Source organism: Nocardioides panacihumi, from assembly GCF_039530925.1.
Taxonomy (GTDB): domain Bacteria; phylum Actinomycetota; class Actinomycetes; order Propionibacteriales; family Nocardioidaceae; genus Nocardioides; species Nocardioides panacihumi.
In genome coordinates, this window is the sequence record NZ_BAAAPB010000001.1 from 219,764 (window position 1) to 243,967 (window position 24,204).

A 24,204-nucleotide genomic window follows, 5' to 3' on the forward strand; every position below is an offset into this window, starting at 1 on the left:
TCATACGAGTTGGCGGCTGCCGCGACCACCTCGTATGACGTCCGAGGCATCAGAGGATGGCGCCGGGGGTGTACGCCGCAGCCTCGGGGTGCTCCGCCGCCACGGCCTCGATCCGGCGTACGACGGCCTGCACCTGCGCGACGGCCGCACCCGTGAACGCGATCGGCTCGGCGACGAGACTGCCGAGCTGGTCCTCGGTCAGCCCCAGCCGCGGGTCGGCGGCCAGCTTGGCGAAGACGTCGTTCTCGCCCTGGCCCTTGCGCATCGCCAGCGCGGTCCCGACCGCGGCCTCCTTGATCGCCTCGTGCGCCGACTCCCGGCCCACGCCGTTGCGGACCGCTGCCATCAGCACCTTCGTCGTCGCGAGGAACGGCAGGTAGCGGTCGAGCTCGCGCTGGATCACGGCCGGGAAGGCGCCGAACTCGTCGAGGATCGTCAGGAACGTCTCGAACAGGCCGTCCGCGGCGAAGAACGCGTCCGGCAGCGCGACGCGCCGCACGACGGAGTCGGAGACGTCGCCCTCGTTCCACTGGTCGCCGGCGAGCTCGCCCACCATCGACAGGTGGCCGCGCAGGACCACGGAGAGCCCGTTGACGCGCTCGGCGGAGCGGGAGTTCATCTTGTGGGGCATGGCCGAGGAGCCGACCTGGCCCTCCTTGAAGCCCTCGGTGACCAGCTCGTTGCCGGCCATCAGCCTGATCGTCGTGGCCAGGTTGGAGGGGCCGGCGACCAGCTGGACCAGCGAGCTGACCACGTCGAAGTCGAGCGAGCGCGGGTAGACCTGGCCGACGCTGGTGAAGACGTGCTCGAAGCCCAGGTGCTGCGCCACGCGCTCCTCGAGCCGGGCGAGCTTCTCGGCGTCGCCGTCGAGCAGGTCCAGCATGTCCTGGGCCGTGCCCATGGGGCCCTTGATGCCGCGCAGCGGGTAGCGGGCCAGCAGGCTCTCGATGCGGTCGAGCGCGACCAGCATCTCGTCCGCGACGGTCGCGAACCGCTTGCCGAGCGTGGTCGCCTGCGCGGCGACGTTGTGCGACCGGCCCGCCATGACCGTCGTCTCGTGCTCGGCGGCGAGCCGGCCCAGCCTGGCGAGCGCGGCGACGGCGCGGTCGCGGACCAGCCGCAGGGAGGACAGGATCTGCAGCTGCTCGACGTTCTCGGTGAGGTCGCGGGAGGTCATCCCCTTGTGGACGTGCTCGTGCCCGGCCAGGGCCGAGAACTCCTCGATGCGGGCCTTCACGTCGTGACGGGTGACCCTCTCGCGCGCCGCGATCGACCCCAGGTCGACGCTGTCGACGACCTTCTCGTAGGCCTCGACAACGCCGTCGGGCACGTCGATGCCCAGGTCCTTCTGGGCACGCAGGACGGCGATCCACAGCTGCCGTTCGAGCACGATCTTGTGCTCCGGGGACCAGATCCGGGCGAGCTCGGCGGAGGCGTAGCGGGTGGCGAGGACATTGGGGACCGTCACGGTGCCCGATCATCCCATGGGGGGTCCCAGCGGGGGTAACCGTCTGTTCGATACGGGGGTAACCGTCTGTTCGACACGCCAGATGACCGTTGAAAGGGTCAGGTGGCGTATCGAACAGACGGCTACCTGTCGGATCCTGTACCGAACAGACGGTTACCCCTGAAGGGCGCCGGCTCAGTCCTCGAGGACCGCAGCACCTTCCACGACACCGAGCGGCTCAGCGGCGATGTCGGAGCGACGCTGCAGACCGTCGAAGGAGATCAGGTCCGCGGCCGCGTAGGCCCGGGACCGGGCGTCCTCGATGTCGTAGCCGCGGGCGCGTACGGCGAGCACCCGGCCGCCGGCGGTGACCAGGTGCCGGTGCCCCGGATCGCCCGGCTCGGGCGCGTCGACGATCGCCGTGCCCGCGTGGATGACGTCGACGTCGTTGACGCCGTCGGCCGCCCCGGCGCCACGGATGACGTCGCCCCTCGACGAGGACTCGGGGTAGCCCGCGGACGCGAGCACCACCGTCACGGCCGCCCCGTCCGCGAAGACAGGCGCCGGCACGGTCGCGAGCGAGCCGGTCGCCGCGGCGTGCAGGAGCTCGGCCAGCGAGGAGTCGAGCAGCGCCAGCACGGGCTGGATGTCGGGGTCGCCGAAGCGGCAGTTGAACTCGATCACCCGGGGCCCGGCGGCCGTCAGCGCGAGGCCGACGTAGAGGCAGCCGACGAACGGCGCCCCGCGGCGGCCCATCTCGTCGAGGGTCGGCTGCACGACCGACGCCATGACCGTGGCGGCGAGGTCGGCGGGTGCCCACGGCAGCGGGCTGTAGGAGCCCATCCCGCCGGTGTTGGGTCCGCGGCCGCCGTCGAAGATCCGCTTGAAGTCCTGGGCGGGCTGCAGCGGGTACGCCGTGGTGCCGTCGCACACGGCGAAGAGCGAGACCTCGGGGCCGGCGAGGAACTCCTCGACCACGACCTGCGCGCTCCCCTGCGTCAGGCAGAGGTCCGCGTGCGCGAGCGCCTCGGCGCGGTCGTTGGTGACGACCACGCCCTTGCCGGCGGCGAGCGCGTCGTCCTTCACGACGTACGGCGCCCCGAACTCGTCCAGCGCCGACGCGACCGCGTCGGTGGTGGCGCACGTGCGCGACCCCGCCGTCGGCACCCCCGCCGCGAGCATGACGTCCTTGGAGAAGGCCTTGCTCCCCTCGAGCCGGGCCGCGTCCGCCGACGGCCCGAAGACCGGGATCCCGGCCGCCCGCACCGGGTCCGCGACGCCCGCGACGAGCGGCGCCTCGGGGCCGACCACGACCAGGTCGACGGCGAGCTCGCTCGCGAGCGCAGCGACCGCCCGACCGTCGAGGACGTCGACGTCGCGGAGGGTCGCGACCGCGCCGATGCCGGGGTTGCCGGGCGCGGCGTACACCTCGCTGTCCTGCGCGAGCGCGAGGGCGAGCGCGTGCTCGCGCCCGCCGGAGCCGATGACGAGGATCCTCACGGGCGATCACCCTAGAGGACCCCGGGAGCAACCCGGAGATGCACCGTGCGCCCCGACCCACGCCCCACCGCGGGGCAGGACGCACGGCACTCTTCAGTTGCCCAAGGCGGGGACAGGTAAAACGTGGCGCGCCCGGAAGGCAGCCCGCACGTCAGCTCGGGAGGTCGATGACGAACGTCGCGGGATCCTCGTACGACGCCTCGCCACCGTGGCGCCGGGCGATCTCGCGCACGAGGTAGAGGCCGAGCCCCGTCCCCCCGTCGGACCCGGCGGCGAAGCGCTCGAACAGCCGTCGAGCCAGCTCGTCGGTGACCCCGCCGCCCGCGTCGTGGACCGAGATGCGCACCCTGCCGTCGGTCGCCGTCCCCGACACCGCGACCGGCGTCCGCCCGTGCCGCACGGCGTTGTCGAGCAGGTTGTCGATCGCCTGGCCCAGACGTGCCGGGTCACCGCTGAACGTCACGTCGTCGGCCGCGACGTCGACATCGACGCTCGGGTCGGCGGCCTGGGCCCGCTCGACGGCCGAGGACAGGAGCCGCGCCAGCGACACGTCCTCGCGCTCCAGGGCGAGCGTGTCCGACTGCAGACGGGCGGCCGTGCTCAGGTCCGTGGCCAGCCGGTGCAGCCGGTGCGCGCTGGCGGAGATGGCGCCCAGCAGACGGGTACGCCGGGCGTCGTCGAGCCGGTCCCACCCCTCGGCGAGGAGCGAGGCCGCCCCATCGATCGCGGCCGCCGGAGAGCGGAGCTCGTGGGCGGTCACCGCGAGCAGGTGGGCGCGCTGCTCCGTCGCCTGCTGCTGCTCGGTCTGGTCGCGGGTCACCTTCGTGAAGCCGATGTGACGACCCGTCGCGTCGTGCACCGCCGTGATGACGACGCTCGCCCAGAACCGGGTGCCGTCGCGGCGTACCCGCCAGCCCTCCTCGGCGTACGAGCCCTCGCGCAGCGCGACCTCGAGGTTGTGCTCGGGGTGCAGGGCGGCCTGGTCCTCGGGCGGGTAGAAGACCCGGAAGTGCTGGCCGATGATGTCGCGGGCGGTGTACTGCTTGATCCGGCGGGCCCCCGCGTTCCAGCTCATCACGTGGCCCGACGGGTCGAGCATGAAGATGGCGTAGTCGCGGACCGCGGTCACGAGCAGGCGGAACCGCTCCTCGCTGCGCCGCAGCTCGTCCTCGGCACGGCGCTGGGCGCTGATGTCCTCGACCTGCGCGAAGACGTAGAGCGGCTGGGCCTTGGAGTCCCTCACCGGCGCCAGAGTCACCCTGACCGTGCCCGGGTCGCTGCCGACCGGCAGCGGGTGCTCGAAGCTGACCAGGTCACGGCCGAGCTCGACGACCGAGGCGAGCCCGTCGTCGAGCAGGTCGCCGTGACCTCGCATCAGCACGCCGTAGTCCACACCGACGAGCTCCACGGCGTCGCAGTCCATCATCGCGGCGAGCGCGTTGTTGGCCCGTACGACGCTGCCGTTGAGCGTCAGCGTCGCCATGCCGATCGCCGCCTGCTCGAAGACCTCGCGGAAGCGCTCGAGGTGCTCGTCGAGCACCTGCTGCTCGGCGGCGACGTGGGGGGCGTGCTGGTCGGCGTCCCCCACGACGCGGAGCGCCGAGCGCGACGGCGGGGACGACGGTGCCGGCTCGGTGCCTCCGACCACCCGCCACAGCCGGTCGGGCAGGTCACGGATCGGGATCGACTTCTCGATGAAGTCGGCGGCGCCGTACTCGCGGGCCCGGTCGGCCAGCCCGCGCTCCTCGAAGCCGGTGTAGATCACGACGCGGGTCTGCGGCGAGAGGGTCAGGATCGCGGGCAGCGCCTCCAGGCCGTCCATGGTCGGCATGGAGGTGTCGAGCAGCAGCAGGTCGGGCTGCAGCCGGTAGGCGTGCGCGATCGCCTCGGCCCCGTCCGCGCCCTCGCCGACGACCTCGAAGAGGCCCGAGGACTCCAGCACCGCGCGGACGATGGAGCGGACCTCGTCGGAGTCGTCGACGATCACCAGGGTCGGCCGTCGACCGAGCTCACGGCCGTCCCCGCTGGTGTCCGTCACAACTTCCGCCGGTAACCAGGACCCGCCTGACTCATGCGTCACACCAGCGCGTGGACGATCACGCTCTCGTCGCGCGCGGGTCCGACGCCGACCACGGACATGCGCGCCCCGGACAGCTCCTCGACGCGCTTGACGTAGGCCTGCGCGTTGGCCGGCAGGTCCTCGAACGTCCGCGCCCCGGAGATGTCCTCCGACCAGCCGGGGAGGAGCTCGTAGATCGGGACGGCGTGGTGGAAGTCGGTCTGGTTGACCGGCATCTCGTCGTGACGCACGCCGTCGACGTCGTACGCCACGCAGACCGGGACCTGCTCGAGGCCGGTCAGCACGTCGAGCTTGGTGAGCACGAAGTCGGTCACGCCGTTGACCCGCGCGGCGTAGCGCGCGATCACCGCGTCGAACCAACCGCAGCGGCGCGGGCGACCGGTGGTGGTGCCGAACTCCCAGCCCGCCTTGCGGAGGAACTCGCCGTTGTCGTCGACCAGCTCGGTCGGGAACGGACCCTCCCCGACGCGCGTCGTGTACGCCTTCACGATGCCGATCACCTGGGTCAGCCGCGCCGGTGCGATGCCCGAGCCGGTGCACGCGCCGCCGGCGGTCGCGCTGCTGGACGTGACGAACGGGTAGGTGCCGTGGTCGACGTCGAGCAGCGTGGCCTGACCGGCCTCGAGCAGGACCGTCTCGCCGCGCTCGAGGGCCTCGTGGAGCAGCAGCCCGGTGTCGCAGACGTACGGCGCGAGGCGGTCGGCGTACTGCAGGAGGTCCTCGACGATCGCGTCGACGGTGAACCCGCGTCGGTTGTAGACCTTGGTGAGGACCTGGTTCTTCAGCTCGAGGGCGCCTTCGACCTTGCTGCGCAGGATCTTCTCGTCGAAGAGGTCCTGGATGCGGATGCCGATCCGGTTCATCTTGTCGGCGTACGTCGGCCCGATGCCCCGGCCGGTCGTGCCGATGCGCCGCGAGCCGAGGAAGCGCTCGGTCACCTTGTCGATCTGCCGGTTGTACTCGGCGATCACGTGGGCGCTGGCGCTGATCTTGAGGGCCGAGGTGTCGATGCCGCGCTCCTCGAGGCCGTCGATCTCCTCGAAGAGGACGGCCAGGTCGACGACGACGCCGTTGCCGATGACCGGCGTGCAGCCCGGCGTCAGGATGCCTGACGGGAGCAGGTGGAGGGCGTACTTCTCGCTGCCGATGACGACGGTGTGGCCGGCGTTGTTGCCGCCGTTGAACTTGACGACGTAGTCGACCGAGCTGCCGAGCAGGTCGGTGGCCTTGCCCTTCCCCTCGTCACCCCACTGGGCTCCGATGATGGCGATCGCGGGCATCTCTCACTCCTTCGCGATGGACGGAGTCCCTCCGCCTCTCAGCGGCTGCTCAACGCACCTGGTTGTCACAACAGAATGCAAGAAGCCCCGGCAAGACACCGGGGCTCTTGCGCCCAAAGATTAGAGGAGCGGGCCGTCCGGGGCCAACCGCGGCTCACAGCCAGCCCCGACGGGTGGCCTCGACGCCGGCCTGGAATCGCGAGGTCGCGCCGAGCTCGGCCATCAGCTCCGCGACCCTGCGGCGCACCGTGCGCAGCGACAGGCCGAGGCGGCGCGCGATCTGCTCGTCCTGCGCGCCTGTGGCGAGCTGCTCGAGCAGGAAGCGCCGCTGGTCGGCGGATGCTCCGGGGTCGTCGAGGGGCGCGGCCTCGGTCCAGAGGTGCTCGAAGTAGAGGGTCGCGAGCTCGACGATGCCGCGCTGGCGCACCATGACCCGCGGCGAGGACGTGAGCCCGAGCGGCTCGGGCAGCGTCGCGTGGGTGGTCGCGAGCACGATCAACCTCGTGGGCAGCTCGGGCAGGAGGCGGATCTCCTCGCCGATGCCGGCGCGGTGCCGGATCACCCCCGGCGCCTCGCTCAGCACCCGGACCGGGTAGACGGCCCGGCAACGGCGGCCCGCGGCCACAGCCTCCGCGATCGGCTCGGACAGCTCGTCCTCGTAGGGCAGCGTCCACTGGTCGGGCCGCAGCAGCAGGATGTCGCCCGTGGTCTGCCTGATGAGGGACCGCAGCTCCTCGGGCCCGAGGTTGCCCAGGACCAGCTCGCCGTCGAGCGGCTCGGCCCCGTCGGCACGCTCCGGGGCACGGCCGCCCGAGCCCGCGATGAAGGGCAGGGCAGCCGCGATCTCCTGGAGCCGCTGGTGTGCCCGCGCCGCGCTGCGGGCCGTGTCGCTGATCAGGCGGCTCACGGCCTCGGCGGGCGGCGTGACGTCCACCCGCTGTCCGACGATCGTGACGACGCCGTAGTCGATGAGCGGCTGGAGCCTGTCGAGCAGCGAGTCGACCGACAGCTCGAAGTCCTCGGCGAGCTCGACGAGGCCCTCGCCCGACTGGTGCACGAGTCGCTCGTAGAGCCGGCCCGACGACTGGCTGAGGCCCAGCGCGCTCATCAGCGAGTCCTCATGGGGCATGGGTGGCATTTTAGTGCCACTGGCGCTCTCCGGCCGGGGACGGAGCCAGGTACGCCGTCCGCTAGCGTGGGACGCCGATCCCCGGACTCCACGAGCGCAGGAGCAGCATGTCCACCGAACCCACCGACTGGGTGACCCGCGCCGCGGACGACGCCGTGCGCCACGCCGGCCCCGGGAACTCCGTCACGGTCGCCTCCGGCGCCAGCCCCTCGGGGCCGATCCACCTGGGCAACCTGCGCGAGTTCCTGACCCCGCACTTCGTCGCGGAGGAGCTGCGCCGCCGCGGGGTGCCGGTGCGACACCTGCACAGCTGGGACGACTACGACCGGTTCCGCAAGGTGCCGGCCGGCGTACCCGCTGAGTGGGCGACGCACATCGGCCGGCCCCTGACGGCCGTCCCCGACCCGTGGGAGTGCCACGACTCGTGGGCCGCGCACTACAAGGCGCCGCTGCAGGACGCGCTGGCCGCGATGGGCGTCGAGATCGACGAGATCAGCCAGACCGAGCAGTACCGGGCCGGCGCCTACCGCGAGCAGGTGCTGCACGCGGTACGCAACCGCGACCGCATCGACGCGGTGCTCGCGCGCTACCGCACGAAGGCCGCCGCGCCCGTGGTCGAGTCGGCCCAGGAGGCGGAGGCGCTGGCCGACTCCGTCGCCGAGGAGGACGAGGACGTCGCAGCGGGAGACCTGGGGCGATTCCCGTTCAAGCCCTACTGCCGCGACTGCGGTCGCGACACGACCACCATCACGGCGTACGACGACGAGACGACCGACCTCGCCTACCACTGCAACGCCTGCTCGTTCGACGGCGTGACCAACCTGGCCACCCAGGACGAGGGCAAGCTCGTCTGGAAGGTCGACTGGCCGATGCGCTGGGCCTTCGAGGGCGTCGACTTCGAGCCCGGCGGCCTGGACCACTCGACGCCGGGCTCGTCGTACACGGTCGGCAAGGAGCTGGTGAAGGAGATCTTCGGCGGCCGCGCGCCGTCGTACGTCGCCTACGCGTTCGTGGGCTTCGCCGGCATGCAGAAGATGTCGTCGTCGGCCGGGGGCGTGCCGACCGCGGCCGACGCGCTGCGCGTCCTCGAGGCGCCGATGCTGCGCTGGCTCTACGTGCGCCGCCAGCCGAAGCAGGCCTTCAACATCGACTTCGGGCCGGAGGTGGTGCGGCTCTACGACGAGTGGGACGCGCTCACCAAGAAGGCCGCCGACCCGGCGAAGCGCGACGCACAGGTTCTCGCCTACGAGCGGGCCGTCGCCACGGCGACCGCGGGCGTGCTGCCGCGCCCCGAGGTGACGGTGCCGTTCCGCCTCCTGTCCTCGGTGGCCGACGTGACCGCGGGCTCGCACGAGCTGATCTCGCGGGTCGTCACCGAGTCGGGCTTCGCCCACGACGGCGTGGCCGACCTCGAGCCGCGGCTGTCGAAGGCGGCGACGTGGATGACCGAGTACGTCGGCGAGGCGGACCGCACCACCGTGCGCACGACGCCGTCGTCGCGGCTGTCCTCGCTGACCGAGGAGGAGGCGGCCTGGCTCCGGACGCTGCTCGCCGAGCTGCCGGCGTCCTTCGAGCTCGAGCCGGTCACCTCGCTCATCTACGGGGTGCCCAAGCTGACCCGCGGCCTCTCGCTCGACGACGCGCCGACCGACGAGGTGAAGGCCGACCAGAAGGCGTTCTTCAAGCTGCTCTACAACCTGCTGGTCGACGCCGACCGCGGCCCGCGGCTGCCCACGCTCTTCCTGGCGCTGGGCCCTGAGACCGTCCGGTCGCTGCTCACGCCGGCCTAGCGGTCAGGCAAGAGCCACCTCTTGCCCCGATCGGGGACGTCGTTTACCTTGATCCCCAATTCATTGGGCCGTCCAATGATGCTGTCCGGGAGGACCCCTCCCGGCCGACGAATCTCGGGGGAACGAGTTGTTCAGAAGGTTCTTGACGTGCGCGCTCGTCGCGCCTCTGCTCGCCATGGGCGTCATCGCCCACTCCGGAGCCGCGGAGGCGGCGACGGCCAGGTGCTGGAGCAGCGGCACCACCACCACCTGCTACCAGCTGCTGTCCACCAAGCAGTCGACGTTCCGGACGCTCTTCACCGACGGTGTCCGGAACCCGACCGGCCAGCCTGCCAAGCTCACCTGCACGGTCACGCAGACGGTCGGCTACTCGGCCACGGTCTCGACCACGGTCAGCGCCGGCGTCAAGGCGTGGGTGATCGCGCACATGGACGCCTCCGTGTCGGCGTCGATCACGGCCAGCGTGTCGGTCACGCGCGGCACCACGGTCGAGAAGACCGTGCCCGCGCACACGGTCCTCTACTGCGACCGCGGCGTCTACACGTACGTCGGCTCGGTGCGCAAGACCGGCTCGTCCGGGCAGCACGCGATCACGCCGGTGAGCTTCACCGTGCGTGCGCCGAGCGCCGTGATGTGGCAGTACCGCCAGAAGTCGATCTAGGAAGCGCAGGGCTGATCACGTGAAGTCCTCGATCCCTGTCGCCCTCCTGCTGGGGACCGTGATCGCGCTCGTCGGCGCCGGCTGCGACTCAGACTCCGAGTCGCAGCCGGCTCCGGCCGACGTGACACCCACGACGCGGCCGACGCCGACGTCGGCGGCGCCATCGCCAGGGGTGCCCGACCCCACCACGTCCGGCTCGACGCTCGCTGCGCCCGAGATCGATCCCGCGAACGCGGTCCTCGCGAAGAACTCGGGCTCCGGCACCATGTCGCGCCCCCAGCGGCTCGAGACCGACGGGAGCTTCATGTTCTACGCCGACTGCGCGGGCGGCACCGAGATGACCGTCGTGTCGTCGGACGGGTCCGAGACGCCCGTTCCGTGCACCGGCTACACCTCGCGCATGCGCTACGTCGGAGAGGGGCGCCACGCGGCGTACCACGTCGTCGCCGACCCCGGCGTCGAGTGGGCGATCACCTGGACCGACTACAGCCCGTAGCGGTTCACCCCAGGAGTGTGTCGTAGGCGGTCTGGCTGCTGTCGCGCAGGAAGGTCGCGCAGCGCTCGTACTCCTCGTCCTCGCCGATCGCCTTCGCCGACTCCGCGAGGATCGCCAGGCAGGTGAGGAAGCCGCGGTTGGGCTCGTGCTCCCACGGGACCGGGCCGTGCCCCTTCCAGCCGTTGCGGCGCAGCATGTCCAGCGACCGGTGGTAGCCGACCCGCGAGTAGGCGTAGACCGTCACGGGGTCCTCACCGTGCGAGGCGGCCAGCGACGCGAGGGTGCCCCACGCGATCGGCGAGGCGGGATGGCGGCGTACGACGGCCTTGACGTCCGCGTCCGGGGTCAGCTCCGCGGCAGCCGGGTCCTCGGGGAGCAGCGTGGGAGGCGGGCCGGCCATCAGGTCCTGGTGGATAGTCATGGCGCCATTGTCCCCGGCTTGGTGTTGACTGAACCGGTGACCTCGACAACCACCCCGCAGCAGGCGCAGACCGACGTGCGCCCGTGGCCGGCGCTGTTCGCGCTGGTGCTCGGCTTCTTCATGATCCTGGTCGACCTGACCATCGTCACGGTCGCGACGCCGACCATCATCGAGAAGCTCAACGCGAGCGTCAACCAGGTCGTCTGGGTGTCCAGCGCCTACATGCTCGCCTACGCGGTGCCCGTGCTGATCACCGGCCGACTCGGCGACCGGTTCGGCTCGAAGTACCTCTACCTCGCGGGCCTCAGCGTCTTCACCCTCGCCTCGCTCTGGTGCGGCCTGACCGGCACCATCGAGATGCTGATCGTGGCCCGCGTCGTGCAGGGCCTCGGCGCCTCGATGATGACGCCGCAGACCATGGCGATCATCACCCGGATCTTCCCCGCCGCCGAGCGCGGGAAGGCGATGGCGGTGTGGGGCGCGACGGCCGGCGTCGCGATGGTCGTCGGCCCGATCCTCGGCGGCGTCCTCACCGACGGCCTCGGCTGGGAGTGGATCTTCTTCATCAACATCCCGGTCGGCATCCTCGGCTTCGTGCTGGCCTGGCGCCTGGTGCCTGCCCTGCCGACGCACGAGCACTCCTTCGACTGGCTCGGCGTCGCGCTCTCGGGCATCGGGCTGTTCCTGCTCGCCTTCGGCATCCAGGAGGGCCACGACAAGCACTGGGCGCCCTGGATCATCGCGATGATCGTCGGCGGCATCGCCGTGCTCGCGCTGTTCGTGCTGTGGCAGGCGCGCAACAAGCGCGAGCCGCTGGTGCCGCTCGGCCTGTTCAAGGACCGCAACTTCTCCGTGTCCAACGTCGCCATCTCGGTGATGGGCGGCGTCGCCGCGTCCTTCGGCTACCCGCTGATGCTCTACGCCCAGGCCGTGCGCGGCGACAGCCCGACCCAGGCCGCGCTGCTGCTCTTCCCGATGGCGATCATGTCGATCGTCCTGGCCAGGCTCGTCGGCAACCTGACCGACCGGGTGCACCCGCGCATCATCATGGGCTTCGGGTTCGGTGCCAGCTTCGTCGGCATGCTGATGCTGGCGCTGCTGCTCGACCCGAGCGCCCACGTCTGGGAGATCGCGATCGCGATGGTGATCGTCGGTGTCGGCAACGCCTTCATCTGGGCTCCGACCGCCGCGACGGCCACGCGCAACCTGCCGATGCAGTTCGCCGGCGCCGGCGCCGGCGTCTACAACGCCACCCGCCAGGTCGGCTCGGTGATCGGCTCGGCAGCCATCGCCGTCCTGATGTCGGCGCGGCTCGCGGCGCTTCTCCCCGGCGCGAGCGTGCACGGCGACGCCGGCGCGTCCCAGATCCCCGACGAGCACGTCGCCTCGCTGTTCTCCCAGGCGATGAGCGAGTCGATGCTGCTGCCGACGTTCCTCTACGTCATCGGCTTCATCGCGGTGCTCTTCTACGAGGCACCGAAGCACGCCGGCTACGGCGGAGCGCCCGCCCCCGCCCCGGCGGCGTCAGCGGCCCCTTCCGAGCACTGACCCCGGGACGTCATACGCCCTGGCTGCCGAGGCAGCCAGGGCGTATGACGTTGCGGAGAGAGGTCAGCCGATGGACTTGCCGGCCGAGCCCAGGTGCTGGGCGCCCTCGATGACGCGTGCGGCCATGCCGGCCTCGGCCGCCTTGCCCCACGCGCGCGGGTCGAAGGACTTCTTGTCGCCGACCTCGCCGTCGACCTTGAGGACACCGTCGTAGTTGCGGAGCATGTGGTCGGCCACGGGGCGGGTGAAGGCGTACTGCGTGTCGGTGTCGATGTTCATCTTCACGACGCCGTACGACACCGCCGCGGCGATCTCCTCGGCGGACGAGCCCGAGCCGCCGTGGAAGACCAGGTTGAACGGCTTCGCGCCCTCGGGCAGCCCGAGCTTGGCGGCGACCGCGGCCTGCGCCTCGCGGAGGATCTCCGGGCGCAGCTTCACGTTGCCCGGCTTGTAGACGCCGTGCACGTTGCCGAACGTGAGCGCGGTCAGGTAGACGCCCTTCTCCCCGAGGCCGAGCGCCTCGGCCGTGGCGATCGCGTCCTCGGGCGTCGAGTAGAGCTTCTCGTCGATCGCGCCGACGATGCCGTCCTCCTCACCGCCGACGACGCCGACCTCGATCTCGAGGACGACCTTGCCCTGAGCGGCCTTGGCGAGCAGCTCCTCGGCGATCCGGAGGTTCTCGTCGAGCGGCACGGCCGAGCCGTCCCACATGTGGGACTGGAAGAGCGGCGCCTCACCACGAGCCACGCGCTCCACCGACAGGTCGAGGAGCGGACGTACGAAGCCGTCGAGCTTGTCCTGGGGGCAGTGGTCGGTGTGGAGGGCGATGTTGACGGGGTACGACTTGGCGACCTCGGCGGCGTACGCCGCGAACGCGACCGAGCCGGCGACCATGTTCTTGATGGTCGGGCCGGAGAGGTACTCCGCGCCGCCCGTCGAGATCTGCACGATGCCGTCGGAGCCGGCCTCGGCGAAGCCGGCCAGCGCGGCGTTGAGCGTCTGCGAGGAGGTCACGTTGATGGCAGGGAAGGCGAAGCCACTCTGCTTGGCGGTGGCCAGCATCTCGGCGTACTTCTCAGGGGTGGCGATGGGCATGCGAGGGATCTCCTGACGCGGGACTGCAGGTCGGCTCCGGCCAATCTAGGGCCGCGCCGAGCGCTCGGTAACCGCCCATCTCGATTGGCACGATCCAAGGCTCGTGAGAACGGCCACGCAGGGGCCGATGGTCCCTTCCTTCGCGAAAGTCGGTGACACAGGAGGCGCACAGGTGTGACACTCCGTGCCAGCTCCCGTCGAAAGGTAAAAACATGCTGTCTCGGGCTCGCACCGCCCTGGTCGCCCTCGCCGCCACGCTGGCCGCCGTCCTCTCGGTCACGATCGGCCTCCCCTCGACCGCGCATGCGGCGACGTCAGGCACGCCCAAGGTCGGGCAGTGCCACCAGCTGACGTCCGGGCAGCTGGCCGCCGTGGCCGACCCGACGAAGCCGGTGCGCTGCGGCGCGCGCCACAACCTGGTCACGATCGCCGTCAAGACGTCGCCGACGAGCCTGGCTGGCCTCTCCGACGCGGAGCACACCGAGCTCGGCGTCCGACTGTGCAACCCCGCCTTCAACAAGGCCCTCGGTCGCACCGCGACCAAGCGTGCGATGACGGCCTACGGCCTCTTCTTCTTCGCCCCGACCCCGCAGCAGATCGCCGCCGGTGCGCGCTGGATCCGCTGCGACGTCGGCCTGGAGGCCGGTCGCCGCCTGGTCCCGCTGCCGAAGAAGCTGGCCCGACCGGTCGTCCCGCAACGACTGACCGACGGCGTCCGCCGCTGCCTGACGGGCGCCGGACTCACCACGACGTGCTCGCGCGCGCACGCCTTCCGCTCGATCTCCGCGTTCCTCGCGCCGACGAGCACTGCCTACCCGACGGACGACCAGTTCCTCCGCCTCGCGTCCCGGCGCTGCCCGTCGAGCTGGCGCTACGCCACGTGGCCCGGGCCGATCTCCTGGTCGGCCGGCGACCGGGCCGTCGTCTGCTACGACAAGACGCGGAAGTAGGGGTCGCGGGACAACCGATGCCGGCTGCGGTTCGTCCTGGGGGGTGACGGTGTCGTCGAGGTCGTCGACACCGCGACATGACACCAGGAGGCACCATGCCGGACATCACGGAAGACTCGTGGGCGGACCTGCTCGAGCGGGCCATCGGCGCACCGCCCGGCGGCCCCCGGCCCGATGCCGTCATCGCGGCGGGCCACCGGGCGGTGCGACGTCGGCAGGTCGCCACCGGCGCCGGTGCGGCCGTCGCGATCGTCGCGGTGGTCGGCCTGACGATCGCGCTCCGTCCCGGCAGCAGCGGCCAGACCGGCGCGCCGTACGCCGCTGAGCCCACCAGCACGGCATCGGCTCCACCCCCGCCGACCGCCACACCGCCGGTCACCGCGGTCGTGACGCCGCAGGGCGCCGACCAGGTCGTGGTGGGACCGAGATATGCGACCTGGGGCCCCGACGGGCTCGTCGCCACTCACGGCGCCAAGATCCTGGGCCAGCGCGCGCACGTCACGTTCGCCCGCTTCGCCGGGCCGGGTGTGCGCACGGCGGCCGCGCGGGTGCGTGCCGCCGACGGCACGATCTGGTACGTCGTGGCGCGCGAGCAGGGCGACCCGCAGCTCATCAACGTGGCGGACTCGGCCCAGTGGACGTCACTGGACCAGTTCATCTCGTGGGCGCAGGCGAAGTACCGCAGCGGCGAGGGGCTGCTGTGAAGGTCGCCGAGCGTGACGCCGGGTTCACCGAGTTCGTGGCCGCGCGCTCAGCGCACCTGCGGCGCGTCGCCTACGCGATCTGCGGCGACCCGACGCGTGCCGACGATCTCCTGCAGACCGCTCTCGTGAAGCTGTACGTCGCCTGGCCCCGGGTGCGGCGCGAGGCGGTCGACCTCGACGCCTACGTCCGGACGATCCTCGTCCGGGCACAGATCGACGAGACCCGGCGACCCTGGCGTCGCGAGAGGGCCGTCCGCGTGCCCGAACAGGCGTCCGTCGGCGAGGTCGGGGAGCGCGCCGCCCTCTTCGAGGCGTTGCAGCGGCTCCCCGAGATGCAGCGGAAGGTCATCGTCCTGCGCCACTGGCTGCAGCTGTCGGTGGCCGAGACCGCCCGCGAGCTCGGCATCGGCGAGGGCACCGTGAAGAGCCACTCCTCACGCGGGCTCACGACCCTCCGGACCGCACTCGAGGCGGCCGACCGGGCCTGATCCGGGGTCCACCTGGTTACTGTCGCGGCATGCGCTACCTGATGGTGGCCTCGCCCGCGGCGGGGAACACGGACGGCTCCACCCTCGATCGAGTCCTCGACGAGCTCCGCAGCGGCGGCGCTGACGTCGAGTCGGCCGAGAGCGGGTCGCCCGAGGACCTGGACGCGATCCTCGACCGGCTCGACGGTCGCGTGCTCGTCGTGGCCGGCGGCGACGGCAGCCTGCACGCCGTCCTCCACGCGCTCCACACCCGGGGGGAGCTGGCGTCCACGACACTCGGACTGGTCCCGCTGGGCACCGGCAACGACTTCGCGCGCGTGCTCGAGGTGCCGCTGGAGCCCACGAAGGCCGCCGCCGCGATCCTCGCCGGCCGCCCGCAGCCGCTCGACCTGCTCGTGGACGACGAGGACGGCGTGGTCGTCAACAGCGTCCACGCCGGCGCCGGGGCAGCCGCCGCCCGCGCCGCCGAGCGGTGGAAGGAGCGGCTCGGACGCGCCGGATACGCCGTCGGCGCGCTCATCACCGCGTTCAACCCGCCGACGGTCCGCGTGAAGGTCGTCGTCGACGGCCGCGAGGTCCACGACGGCCGGGTCCTCCAGGTCGCCGTCGGCAACGGCGTGTACGTCGGCGGCGGCACCGCGCTGACGCCGGACGCCGACCCGACCGACGGCGACGCCGACGTGCTGATCGCGCGGCCCGCGACCGGCTGGGCACGCTTCGCCTACGCCGCCGGCCTGCTGGTCGGCCGCCACCACCTGCGCGAGGACGTCCACACGTTCCGCGGCGACGTCGTCGAGGTCACGGGTGAGCGGTTCTGGTGCAGCGTCGACGGCGAGCTCACCGGTCCGCACCGCGCCCGTCGCTGGCGCGTCGAGCAGGCGGCGTACTCCCTGATCCGCTGATGCTCAGCGGTAGAGGCGCAGATCCGCGAGACTCCACCAGCTCCCGGACGACCCGGTCTGGGTGACCCTGACGAACCGCGCGGAGGTGCGCGGCACGTCGGCGTTGATCAGCTGACCGCTGCCCGTGCCGCTCGCGAGGTCGCGCCAGGTGGCGCCGTCGTCGCTCGCCGACACCGTCCAGCCACGTGGATAGTCGCCGAGGTTGTCGCCGGCGTCGATCGCCACGCGGCGCAACGTCGTACGCCGGCCCAGGTCGACCGTGACGGACTGCCCGGGCGCCTGCGCCGTCCCGCTGGACCAGCGGGTCGAGGCGTCGGCGTCGATCGCCAGGCCCGCGTCGCCGGGGTTCGACGTCGCCGTCGCCGTCGCTCCGGCGAGCGGCACCGACCGGAGCGTCGAGCCGTCACCGACCGCCGACCGCGGCCACGTGAAGGTGGCGAGAGCGCCACCGGGCAGCGTGTACTCGAAGGTCCGGTCGCCGACCGCGACCGCGAACGAGCGCGGGTCGTCGTTCTCGTTGTGCACCACCAGCACGGTCGTGCCGTCGGGGTTGCGGAACGCCACGTCCATGATCTGGCCGTTCCAGCCCGTCGTGCCGAACGAGGTCGAGCCGATCCGGACCGCGCCCTTGTCGACGAACTTCGACAGGTGCCCGATGGTGTAGAACTCGGCGTTCCGCGTGACCGTGCCGTCCGGGTGCACGTCGAGCAGTCCGGTGCAGGTGTCGCAGCCGCCGAGGTGCGGGCCGCCGTCGTGGTGGAGGACGAGGTTCCAGTCGCTGATCGTGCGCGCCCAGTTGCGGGTGACGCCGAGCGTGATGGTGCGGGCGTGCCAGGTCAGGGTCCCGCGGAAGTACTGCTCCGGGGTGTCGGTCGCGCCGTGCGAGCCGGAGCACTCGGTGAAGAAGATGTCCTTGCGGGGGAACGCGTCGTGCAGCGCGGTCTGCGCGCTGGGGTCGCCCGAGTAGCAGTGGTACGCCGTGCCGGCCACCCAGCGGGCAGCTGGCGTCCGGAGCAGCCGATAGGGGTAGTCGGTCTCCGGGTCCTCCCCCGGCGGCGTGTTGGCGACGTCGTTCGGGTGCTCGGACCAGTTGTGGTCGAAGCCGAGGATCTTCGTGTGCGGGCTGACCCGCTGCAGGAGCGGCCCGAGGCGCTCGATGACGGCGGCCTCCTGGCGCACCGGCATGTCGGTGCCGGGGTAGCCGCTCGGCGCGCGGTTCTGGGGCTCGTTCTGCACGGTGAGGTAGTCGATCGGCACGCCGGCCCGCGTGTAGGCCTGCACGAACCGGGCGAGGTAGCGGGCATAGGCGTCGTACACACGGAGGTCGTCGATCAGCCGACCGCCGACCAGGGAGTCGCCCGTCTTCATCCAGGCGGGCGGGCTCCACGGCGAGGCCACGACCTCGAGCGTCGGGTTGAGTCGCTTCGCCTCGCGCAGCAACGGCAGGATCTGCGCCCGGTCGTGCGCGATGCTGAAGTGCCTCAGGCCGAAGTCGGTCGCGCCGGCCGGTACGTCGTCGAACGTGTAGTGCTGGCTCGCCGCCGTGAAGTCCGACGACCCGATCGGCTGTCGCAGGAAGCTGACGCCGATGCCGTCGTCGCGGCCGAACAGCGACCGCATGGCCTGCTCGCGGGCGGCAGGAGTGAGCTCGTAGAGCACCGACGCCGAGGAGTCCGTGAGCGCGCCGCCGAACCCGATCATGCGCTGGTAGGTCTGGCTCGGATCGACCGTGATCGTCGTGCGCGTCGAGCCGCCGTCGGTGAAGCGCACCGGCGCCTGGGGTGCCAGCCGCTGGACGCCGTCGGGCGTCGTCACCCAGACCGAGACCGAGCCGGACGGTCGCCCGTGCGCGGGCGACCCGCTCGCCGCGCCAGTCGGCGTCGTGGTGGCCAGTGCGGTCGCCGTCGCCAGGGCCGCGCCCGCCACGAGCAGGCGTTGTGCTGTGGAGTGCATCCCGAGACCTCCCCGGCCGGCCACGCTGACCTGGCCTTCACCGGCTACGTACCCCCGATGCGGTGACTCACACCACTTCGAGCACGGCAGGATGTCGCTCCATGCGCCAGCCAGCCCAGCCAGCCCAGCCAGACCAGCCCGCGGTCGTGTCGGGCCTGGACGCCGCGTTCGAGCGGGCGATGTCGCTCGCGGGCAGGGGCCGCACGGTGCTCGGCATCGCGGGCGCGCCGGGCGCCGGCAAGTCCACCCTCACCGACGCGCTCCTCGATCGTCTCCGCGAGCAGCCCCCGGCGGGCGCCGACGCCTCGTGGGTGGCGCACGTCCCGATGGACGGCTTCCACCTGGCCGACGTCCAGCTGGCTCGCCTCGGGCTTCTCGACCGCAAGGGCGCGCCCGAGACGTTCGACGTCGACGGGTACGCCGCCACGCTCGCCCGGCTCCACGACGAGCCCGGACGGACCGTCTACGCCCCCGGCTTCGAGCGCACCCTCGAGCAGCCGATCTCGGCCGCCCTGGCGGTCACCCCTGCCGCACGCATCGTCGTCACGGAGGGCAACTACCTCCTGCTCGACACCGGCGGCTGGGAGCGGGTCCGGCGGCTCGTCGACGAGATCTGGTTCGTGGAGTCACCGCCGGGCCGGGTCGAGCGTCTCGTCGAACGGCACGTCCGGTTCGGCAAGAGCCCCGAGGCGGCTCGGGCCTGGGTCGAGCGGGTCGACGAGGCGAACGCCCTGCTCGTCGAGGCGACCCGGGCCGCTGCCGACGTCGTCGTCCGGCCCGCGACCCTCCGCTAGGGACCTACAGGTCGAGGTGGAGCCGGAGTGCGGCGTCGAGCTCGCGCATCGAGCTCCAGGGCACCTCGCCCGCGAGGCGTCCGATCCGCGCCACGTCGACCGAGCGGACCTGTTCAGCCTGGGCTTTGGAGTCGACCGGGAGGCCCGTGTCCGCGGCGGGAAGCAGCACCTGGAACGCGAAGACGCGGGTCACGTTCGACGTCACGGGCACCACCGTCACGACGCCGCGGCCGAGGCGGGCTGCCGTCGTGTTCAGGCGATCGTTGCTGACGATGACGGCCGGACGTTGCTTCGACGCCTCTGAGCCGACGGCCGGGTCGAGCCCGACCATCCGGATCTCACCGCGGCGCACGGATGACGCCGTCGCCGCTCGTCGAGTCCCAGGCCCGCCCGTCGTCCGAGTCCGACCACTCGACGATCGCCGCCGCGTAGTCGTCCGCGAGGCCCTCGTTGCGCAGCAGGTGTACGGCGCGCTGTAGCACGGCCGATCGCGAAGGAAAGCCGCCACGTCGGCCGTACTCGTCGAGGAACTCGATGTCCTCGTCGGGGATGCTCACACTGAGCTTCATACCCATATGCTACCTCGTTCCTACCGCTGTAGCGACCAGCACGGCGGGACAGCACCGCCCGCGCCAGGCCCCCGCGGACACCTGTGGACGATGGGTCGCCCACGACCTACCCGCGCCAGGCCTCCCCCGACGACAGGTCGGCGTGCTCCCGGATCCACGTGTGCATCGCGATCGCGGCGGCCGAGGAGGCGTTGATCGACCGCGTCGATCCGAACTGTGCGATGGAGAACGTGCCGTCGCACGCCTCACGAGCGGCGTCGGAGAGCCCCGGCCCCTCCTGCCCGAACAGGAAGCAGACGTCGCGCGGCACCTCGGTCGTCTCCAGGTGCAGCGAGCCCGGCAGGTTGTCGATGCCGAGCAACCGCACCGGACCACCCGGCCGCTCGTGCAGGTAGGCGGCGAGCTCCGGCACCGACGCGTGGTGACGGACGTGCTGGTAGCGGTCGGTGACCATGGCCCCGCGACGGTTCCACCGGCGGTTGCCGACGATGTGGACCTCGGCGGCGAGGAACGCGTTCGCCGTACGCACGATCGTGCCGATGTTGAAGTCGTGCTGCCAGTTCTCGATGGCGACGTGGAAGCCGTGCCTGCGGGCGTCGAGATCGGCGACGATCGCGTCCATCGACCAGTAGCGGTAGCGGTCGACGACGTTGCGCCGATCGCCGTTGGCCAGCAGCTCGGAGTCGTAGCGCGGGTCGTCCGGCCACTCCCCCTGCCACGGTCCGACGCCGACCTCGGCTGGCCCGTGCGGCATGGGGTCGTACGGCGCCCGCACGGCCCCCGGGTCGGCCGCCGTCGCCGTGTCGTCGTACTCACGCACGCGCACGAGGGTAGGCCAGGTACCGTGAGCACGTGCATCTCGACCTTATCCAGCCGCTCCTGCTCGGCATGAAGTGGATGGACCCCACCTGGCTGCTCAGCACGTTCGGCTCCGCGCTGTTCTGGCTCAGCCTCGTGATCGTCTTCGTCGAGTGCGGCCTGTTCTTCCCGTTCCTGCCCGGAGACACCCTGCTCTTCGCGATGGGTCTCTTCATCGGCACCGACCGGGTGGACATCGTCCCCGGTGCACACGGCGTCGACCTGGTGGTCGCGGTGATCCTGTTCACGGTGGCCGCGTTCGCGGGCAACGTCGCCGGCTACGAGATCGGCCGCAAGCTCGGGCCGCGGATCTACGAGCGCGACGGCAGGCTGCTCAAGCGCGAGTACCTCGAGCAGACGTCCCACTTCTTCGAGGTGCACGGGTCCAAGGCGCTGGTGATCGGCCGCTTCGTGCCGTTCGTCCGCACGTTCATCACGCTGGTCGCCGGCGTCACGCAGATGAACCGCGCGAAGTTCATGGTCTGGAGCGCCGTGGGCGCCATCATGTGGGTCTCCAGCATCACGCTGCTCGGCTTCTACCTGGGCCGGTCGTTCCCGTGGCTCGGCGACAACATCGACTACGTGACGATCGGACTGCTGCTCATCACGGTCCTGCCGATCATCATCGAGCTGCGCCGCAAGAAGAAGAAGGAGCGGGCGCCGCAGCAGGTCGGCTGACCGCCCTCAGGAGCCGACCGCGTCCAGCTCGGCGCGGGTGAGCACCGAGCGGATCTCGAGGTCGACGTCGCGCAGCGACTCGCCCGGCGCCGGCGACCGGTCGATCGCGCAGACCACGGTGTCCACGATCGCGCCCGCGGGCCGCAGCGCGTTGACGGCGTCGCGCACCGCGCCGCCGGAGGTGATGACGTCCTCGATGAGGGTCACGCGCCTGCCGGCGAAGTCGGGGCCCTCCGCGAGCTTGGCGGTGCCGTACTCCTTGGCCTTCTTGCGGATGAAGATCACCGGGATGCCGGTCCTGGCGCTGACCATCGTGGCGATCGGGATGCCGCCCATCTCCAGGCCGCCGAGCAGCTCGGTGCCCTCCGGGAGCAGGTCGACCATCCGCGCGGCGACGCGGTCCAGGAGCGCGGGCTGGGCCTCGAAGAGGTACTTGTCGAAGTAGGTGTCGGAGACCTGGCCCGAGCGGAGCGTGAACTCCCCGTGCAGGCGGCAGGTGGCGTCGATGTCGGCAGCGAGCGTGGCATCCGTGGTCACGGCCCTAACCTAGCGACGTGACCGTGTCGCGCCTGCAGGGCATCCCGCCGACCATCTTCACGACGATGTCCGCCCTCGCGGCCAGGACCGGGTCGGTCAACCTCGGCCAGGGCTTCCCCGACGTGGACGGGCCGCCGGAGGTCATCGCCGAGGCGGTCGCGGCGCTGCAGGGCGGCGCGAACCAGTACGCCCCCGGGCCCGGCGTACCAGCTCTGCGCCAGGCGGTCGCCGAGCACCAGCGGCGTCACTACGGGCTCGCGTGGGACCCGGACACCGAGGTCGTCGTGACGACCGGTGCCACCGAGGCGATCGCCGCGTCGATCCTCGGGCTCGTCGAGCCCGGCGACGAGGTCGTCGTGCTCGAGCCCTACTACGACTCCTACGTCGCGATGCTGCAGATGGCAGGCGCCGTACGACGACCGGTGACCCTGCGCGCGCCCGACTTCCGCCTCGACCTCGACGAGCTGCGTGCCGCGGTCACGCCGCGCACCCGGTTCGTGCTGCTGAACTCGCCGCACAACCCCACCGGCACCGTGCTCTCCCCCGACGAGCTGCGCGGCGTCGCCGCCGTCGCGATCGAGCACGACCTGACGGTGATCACCGACGAGGTGTACGAGCACCTGACCTACGGCGTGGAGCACACACCGGTGGCGACGCTGCCCGGGATGGCCGGGCGCACGCTGACCATCTCGTCGATCGGCAAGTCGTACTCCTTCACCGGCTGGAAGGTCGGCTGGGCGACCGGCCCCGCCGCCCTCGTCGGCGCCCTCCTGTCGGCCAAGCAGTGGCTGACGTTCACGTCGGGGGCACCGCTGCAGCCGGCGGCGGCGTACGCCCTGACCTCGGCCGCCGACTACCCGAAGGAGCTCGCCGCGTCGCTGCAGGCGCGACGCGACCTGCTCCTCACCGGGCTGGCCGACGCGGGCCTGCCCGCGCGCACGCCGGACGGCACCTACTTCGCGATCAGCGACATCACGCACCTGGGCTGGGAGGACGCGACGGCGTTCTGCCTCGCGCTCCCCGAGCGGGCGGGAGTCGTCGCCATCCCCGTGCAGGGGTTCTACGCCGACCATCCGGACGCGGGGCGACAGCTGGTGCGGTGGACCTTCTGCAAGCGGCCGGAGGTGCTCACCGAGGCCGTCGAGCGGCTCAGCGCCGCCCGTCTCGCCCGCTGACGGCGCGGCTGAGGAACCAGGCGCCCACGTCGCGGCGCATGAGCAGCGCGAAGACCGCGACCGCGCCGATCAGCGGCACCAGCATCGTGGGGTTGACCAGCGTGCACAGCAGCAGGCCCAGTCCGGCGGCTCCGCTCGAGACCAGCAGCAGGGTCCGCGCCCACCGGGCGCCGCGCAGCACGAAGAAGGCCAGGACGCACGCCGCCGCGACCCACAGGACGATCATGCCGGCCATCACGCCGAGCATCGCGCGCAGCAGCCCGACGGTGATCGTGCCGTTGCGGACGAGCTCGGGATTCTGCCGGGTCATCTGGTCCATGAGGGCGCCGGGCGAGGCGATGAGCCAGACGGCGCCGACGACGAAGAGGCCGCCGAGGAGCACCGAGCAGACCCAGGTCAGCACCGAGGCGGCGAGGACGGCCGGCGGCCTGCGCGTCACGACACGGACCGGGGTCGCCTGCGTGGTGGGCGGCGGCCACGCGCTCTGGGGCGGCGGCCAGACGCCCTCCGGCGGCGGCCAGCCGGCGTACGGCGGGGGCTGCTGAGGCTGCTGCCGCGGTGGCGGCTGCTGCTGCGGTTGCGGCTGGCGCGTGGGTTCGTGCGGAGGTGACGCGCGGCCTGCGATCGGCGTGCGCGGCTGCTCGGGCGCCGGCTTCCAGCGGCCGTCGAACCAGTCCCGCGCCGGCTGCAGCCACAGCAGCACGATGGCGACGGCGACGGTCGTGGACATGACGCCGCCGATGCCGATCCCCGTGACGAGGAGCGGGACGCCCAGGATGCTGAGCGCGACCCGGGCGGACTTCGAGCGCTGGAGCACGTGCCAGCCCAGGATCGCGGTCGCCGTGGCGCAGGCCGCCGCGATCATGGACAGCACACGGACGACCTCGAGCACCTGGTCGACGCTCATCCCGATGCCGTCGAACGGTGGCTGTGCGAGCACGCGCTCCACCGTCTCCCGCGTGTCGATGCTGTGCAGCCCCGCGATCTGCTGGAACACGGTGAGCACGACAGTCACCGACCCGGCCACGATCATCCAGCCGGCGATCGTGACCTGGCGGGGTCGGGGAAGCGCTGATTCCATGGGGGCCATTGTGCCGGTCACAGGCTGACGCCGAGTCGGCGCATCCTCGCAGTCAGGAGGCGCCGAGT

The 24,204-nt window shown here is 71.8% G+C and carries 24 protein-coding genes; 11 read left to right on the forward strand and 13 right to left on the reverse strand.

The window, feature by feature from the left end; translation table 11 throughout:
- Window positions 1-49: 49 nt before the first annotated feature.
- The 5 genes from purB to ABD205_RS01100 form a co-directional block, all read right to left on the reverse strand.
- Window positions 50-1,468, reverse strand: a complete 1,419-nt coding sequence (gene purB, locus ABD205_RS01080) for an adenylosuccinate lyase (RefSeq protein WP_344041515.1) — start codon at window positions 1,466-1,468, stop codon at window positions 50-52.
- A gap of 174 nt (window positions 1,469-1,642) precedes the next feature.
- Window positions 1,643-2,947, reverse strand: a complete 1,305-nt coding sequence (gene purD, locus ABD205_RS01085) for a phosphoribosylamine--glycine ligase (protein ID WP_344041517.1) — start codon at window positions 2,945-2,947, stop codon at window positions 1,643-1,645.
- Between the two features lie 151 nt (window positions 2,948-3,098).
- On the reverse strand, window positions 3,099-4,985 hold the full coding sequence (locus ABD205_RS01090) for a PAS domain S-box protein (RefSeq protein WP_344041519.1): 1,887 nt from the start codon (window positions 4,983-4,985) through the stop codon (window positions 3,099-3,101).
- Between the two features lie 38 nt (window positions 4,986-5,023).
- Window positions 5,024-6,307, reverse strand: coding sequence for an adenylosuccinate synthase (locus ABD205_RS01095; protein WP_344041521.1), 1,284 nt, complete (start codon window positions 6,305-6,307; stop codon window positions 5,024-5,026).
- Between the two features lie 154 nt (window positions 6,308-6,461).
- Window positions 6,462-7,436: a LuxR C-terminal-related transcriptional regulator gene (locus ABD205_RS01100; protein ID WP_344041523.1), complete on the reverse strand. Its 975-nt coding sequence runs from the start codon at window positions 7,434-7,436 to the stop codon at window positions 6,462-6,464.
- 107 nt (window positions 7,437-7,543) lie between these two features.
- Between ABD205_RS01100 and lysS the strand changes: the two genes are divergently transcribed.
- The 3 genes from lysS to ABD205_RS01115 all read left to right on the forward strand — a co-directional run bounded on the left by lysS (window position 7,544) and on the right by ABD205_RS01115 (window position 10,383).
- Window positions 7,544-9,226 carry a lysine--tRNA ligase gene (gene lysS, locus ABD205_RS01105; protein WP_344041525.1) on the forward strand — a complete coding sequence of 561 codons (1,683 nt, stop codon included), beginning with the start codon at window positions 7,544-7,546 and terminating at the stop codon, window positions 9,224-9,226.
- Window positions 9,227-9,368: 142 nt separating this feature from the next.
- Window positions 9,369-9,887 (forward strand): hypothetical protein, encoded by a 519-nt coding sequence (locus ABD205_RS01110; protein WP_344041527.1) that lies wholly within the window; start codon window positions 9,369-9,371, stop codon window positions 9,885-9,887.
- A 19-nt stretch (window positions 9,888-9,906) separates the two neighbouring features.
- Window positions 9,907-10,383 (forward strand): hypothetical protein, encoded by a 477-nt coding sequence (locus ABD205_RS01115; protein ID WP_344041529.1) that lies wholly within the window; start codon window positions 9,907-9,909, stop codon window positions 10,381-10,383.
- A gap of 4 nt (window positions 10,384-10,387) precedes the next feature.
- On the opposite strand, the gene ABD205_RS01120 is transcribed toward ABD205_RS01115, so the two are convergent.
- Window positions 10,388-10,804 carry a DUF3151 domain-containing protein gene (locus ABD205_RS01120; protein WP_344041531.1) on the reverse strand — a complete coding sequence of 139 codons (417 nt, stop codon included), beginning with the start codon at window positions 10,802-10,804 and terminating at the stop codon, window positions 10,388-10,390.
- A 36-nt stretch (window positions 10,805-10,840) separates the two neighbouring features.
- Between ABD205_RS01120 and ABD205_RS01125 the strand changes: the two genes are divergently transcribed.
- Complete coding sequence (locus ABD205_RS01125; protein ID WP_344041533.1) at window positions 10,841-12,352, forward strand: DHA2 family efflux MFS transporter permease subunit; 1,512 nt, start codon at window positions 10,841-10,843, stop codon at window positions 12,350-12,352.
- Window positions 12,353-12,415: 63 nt separating this feature from the next.
- On the opposite strand, the gene fbaA is transcribed toward ABD205_RS01125, so the two are convergent.
- The gene (fbaA, locus tag ABD205_RS01130; protein WP_344041535.1) at window positions 12,416-13,447 is read right to left on the reverse strand and encodes a class II fructose-bisphosphate aldolase; all 1,032 of its coding nucleotides are present in this window, start codon (window positions 13,445-13,447) and stop codon (window positions 12,416-12,418) included.
- Window positions 13,448-13,659: 212 nt separating this feature from the next.
- On the opposite strand from fbaA, the gene ABD205_RS01135 reads away from it, so the two are divergent.
- From ABD205_RS01135 to ABD205_RS01150, 4 genes are all read left to right on the forward strand, one after another.
- A complete protein-coding gene (locus ABD205_RS01135; protein ID WP_344041537.1) occupies window positions 13,660-14,397 on the forward strand; it encodes a septum formation family protein in 738 nt (245 codons plus the stop codon).
- Window positions 14,398-14,492: 95 nt separating this feature from the next.
- Window positions 14,493-15,101 carry a hypothetical protein gene (locus ABD205_RS01140; protein WP_344041539.1) on the forward strand — a complete coding sequence of 203 codons (609 nt, stop codon included), beginning with the start codon at window positions 14,493-14,495 and terminating at the stop codon, window positions 15,099-15,101.
- Complete coding sequence (locus ABD205_RS01145) at window positions 15,098-15,589, forward strand: SigE family RNA polymerase sigma factor (protein ID WP_344041541.1); 492 nt, start codon at window positions 15,098-15,100, stop codon at window positions 15,587-15,589. The genes ABD205_RS01140 and ABD205_RS01145 overlap by 4 nt, the downstream gene beginning before the upstream one ends.
- 29 nt (window positions 15,590-15,618) lie before the next feature.
- On the forward strand, window positions 15,619-16,491 hold the full coding sequence (locus ABD205_RS01150) for a diacylglycerol/lipid kinase family protein (protein ID WP_344041543.1): 873 nt from the start codon (window positions 15,619-15,621) through the stop codon (window positions 16,489-16,491).
- A gap of 3 nt (window positions 16,492-16,494) precedes the next feature.
- Here the strand turns inward: ABD205_RS01150 and ABD205_RS01155 are convergent, their stop codons facing one another.
- A complete protein-coding gene (locus ABD205_RS01155) occupies window positions 16,495-18,444 on the reverse strand; it encodes a discoidin domain-containing protein (protein ID WP_344041545.1) in 1,950 nt (649 codons plus the stop codon).
- Between the two features lie 101 nt (window positions 18,445-18,545).
- Here ABD205_RS01155 and ABD205_RS01160 point away from each other — a divergent pair, with 101 nt between their 5' ends.
- Entirely contained in the window at window positions 18,546-19,238 is a 693-nt protein-coding gene (locus tag ABD205_RS01160; RefSeq protein WP_344041547.1) for a nucleoside/nucleotide kinase family protein, read from the forward strand.
- A 4-nt stretch (window positions 19,239-19,242) separates the two neighbouring features.
- Here the strand turns inward: ABD205_RS01160 and ABD205_RS01165 are convergent, their stop codons facing one another.
- The 3 genes from ABD205_RS01165 to ABD205_RS01175 form a co-directional block, all read right to left on the reverse strand.
- Window positions 19,243-19,590, reverse strand: coding sequence for a type II toxin-antitoxin system PemK/MazF family toxin (locus tag ABD205_RS01165; protein ID WP_344041549.1), 348 nt, complete (start codon window positions 19,588-19,590; stop codon window positions 19,243-19,245).
- Window positions 19,577-19,807: a ribbon-helix-helix domain-containing protein gene (locus tag ABD205_RS01170; RefSeq protein ID WP_344041551.1), complete on the reverse strand. Its 231-nt coding sequence runs from the start codon at window positions 19,805-19,807 to the stop codon at window positions 19,577-19,579. The genes ABD205_RS01165 and ABD205_RS01170 overlap by 14 nt, the downstream gene beginning before the upstream one ends.
- 106 nt (window positions 19,808-19,913) lie before the next feature.
- On the reverse strand, window positions 19,914-20,561 hold the full coding sequence (locus tag ABD205_RS01175; protein ID WP_344044439.1) for a TrmH family RNA methyltransferase: 648 nt from the start codon (window positions 20,559-20,561) through the stop codon (window positions 19,914-19,916).
- 98 nt (window positions 20,562-20,659) lie between these two features.
- Between ABD205_RS01175 and ABD205_RS01180 the strand changes: the two genes are divergently transcribed.
- Complete coding sequence (locus tag ABD205_RS01180) at window positions 20,660-21,343, forward strand: DedA family protein (RefSeq protein WP_344041553.1); 684 nt, start codon at window positions 20,660-20,662, stop codon at window positions 21,341-21,343.
- Between the two features lie 6 nt (window positions 21,344-21,349).
- On the opposite strand, the gene pyrE is transcribed toward ABD205_RS01180, so the two are convergent.
- Window positions 21,350-21,880: an orotate phosphoribosyltransferase gene (gene pyrE / locus ABD205_RS01185; RefSeq protein WP_344041555.1), complete on the reverse strand. Its 531-nt coding sequence runs from the start codon at window positions 21,878-21,880 to the stop codon at window positions 21,350-21,352.
- 17 nt (window positions 21,881-21,897) lie between these two features.
- Between pyrE and ABD205_RS01190 the strand changes: the two genes are divergently transcribed.
- Window positions 21,898-23,055 carry a pyridoxal phosphate-dependent aminotransferase gene (locus ABD205_RS01190; RefSeq protein ID WP_344041557.1) on the forward strand — a complete coding sequence of 386 codons (1,158 nt, stop codon included), beginning with the start codon at window positions 21,898-21,900 and terminating at the stop codon, window positions 23,053-23,055.
- Here the strand turns inward: ABD205_RS01190 and ABD205_RS01195 are convergent.
- Complete coding sequence (locus tag ABD205_RS01195) at window positions 23,030-24,136, reverse strand: hypothetical protein (protein WP_344041559.1); 1,107 nt, start codon at window positions 24,134-24,136, stop codon at window positions 23,030-23,032. The genes ABD205_RS01190 and ABD205_RS01195 overlap by 26 nt on opposite strands.
- Window positions 24,137-24,204 lie beyond the last annotated feature (68 nt).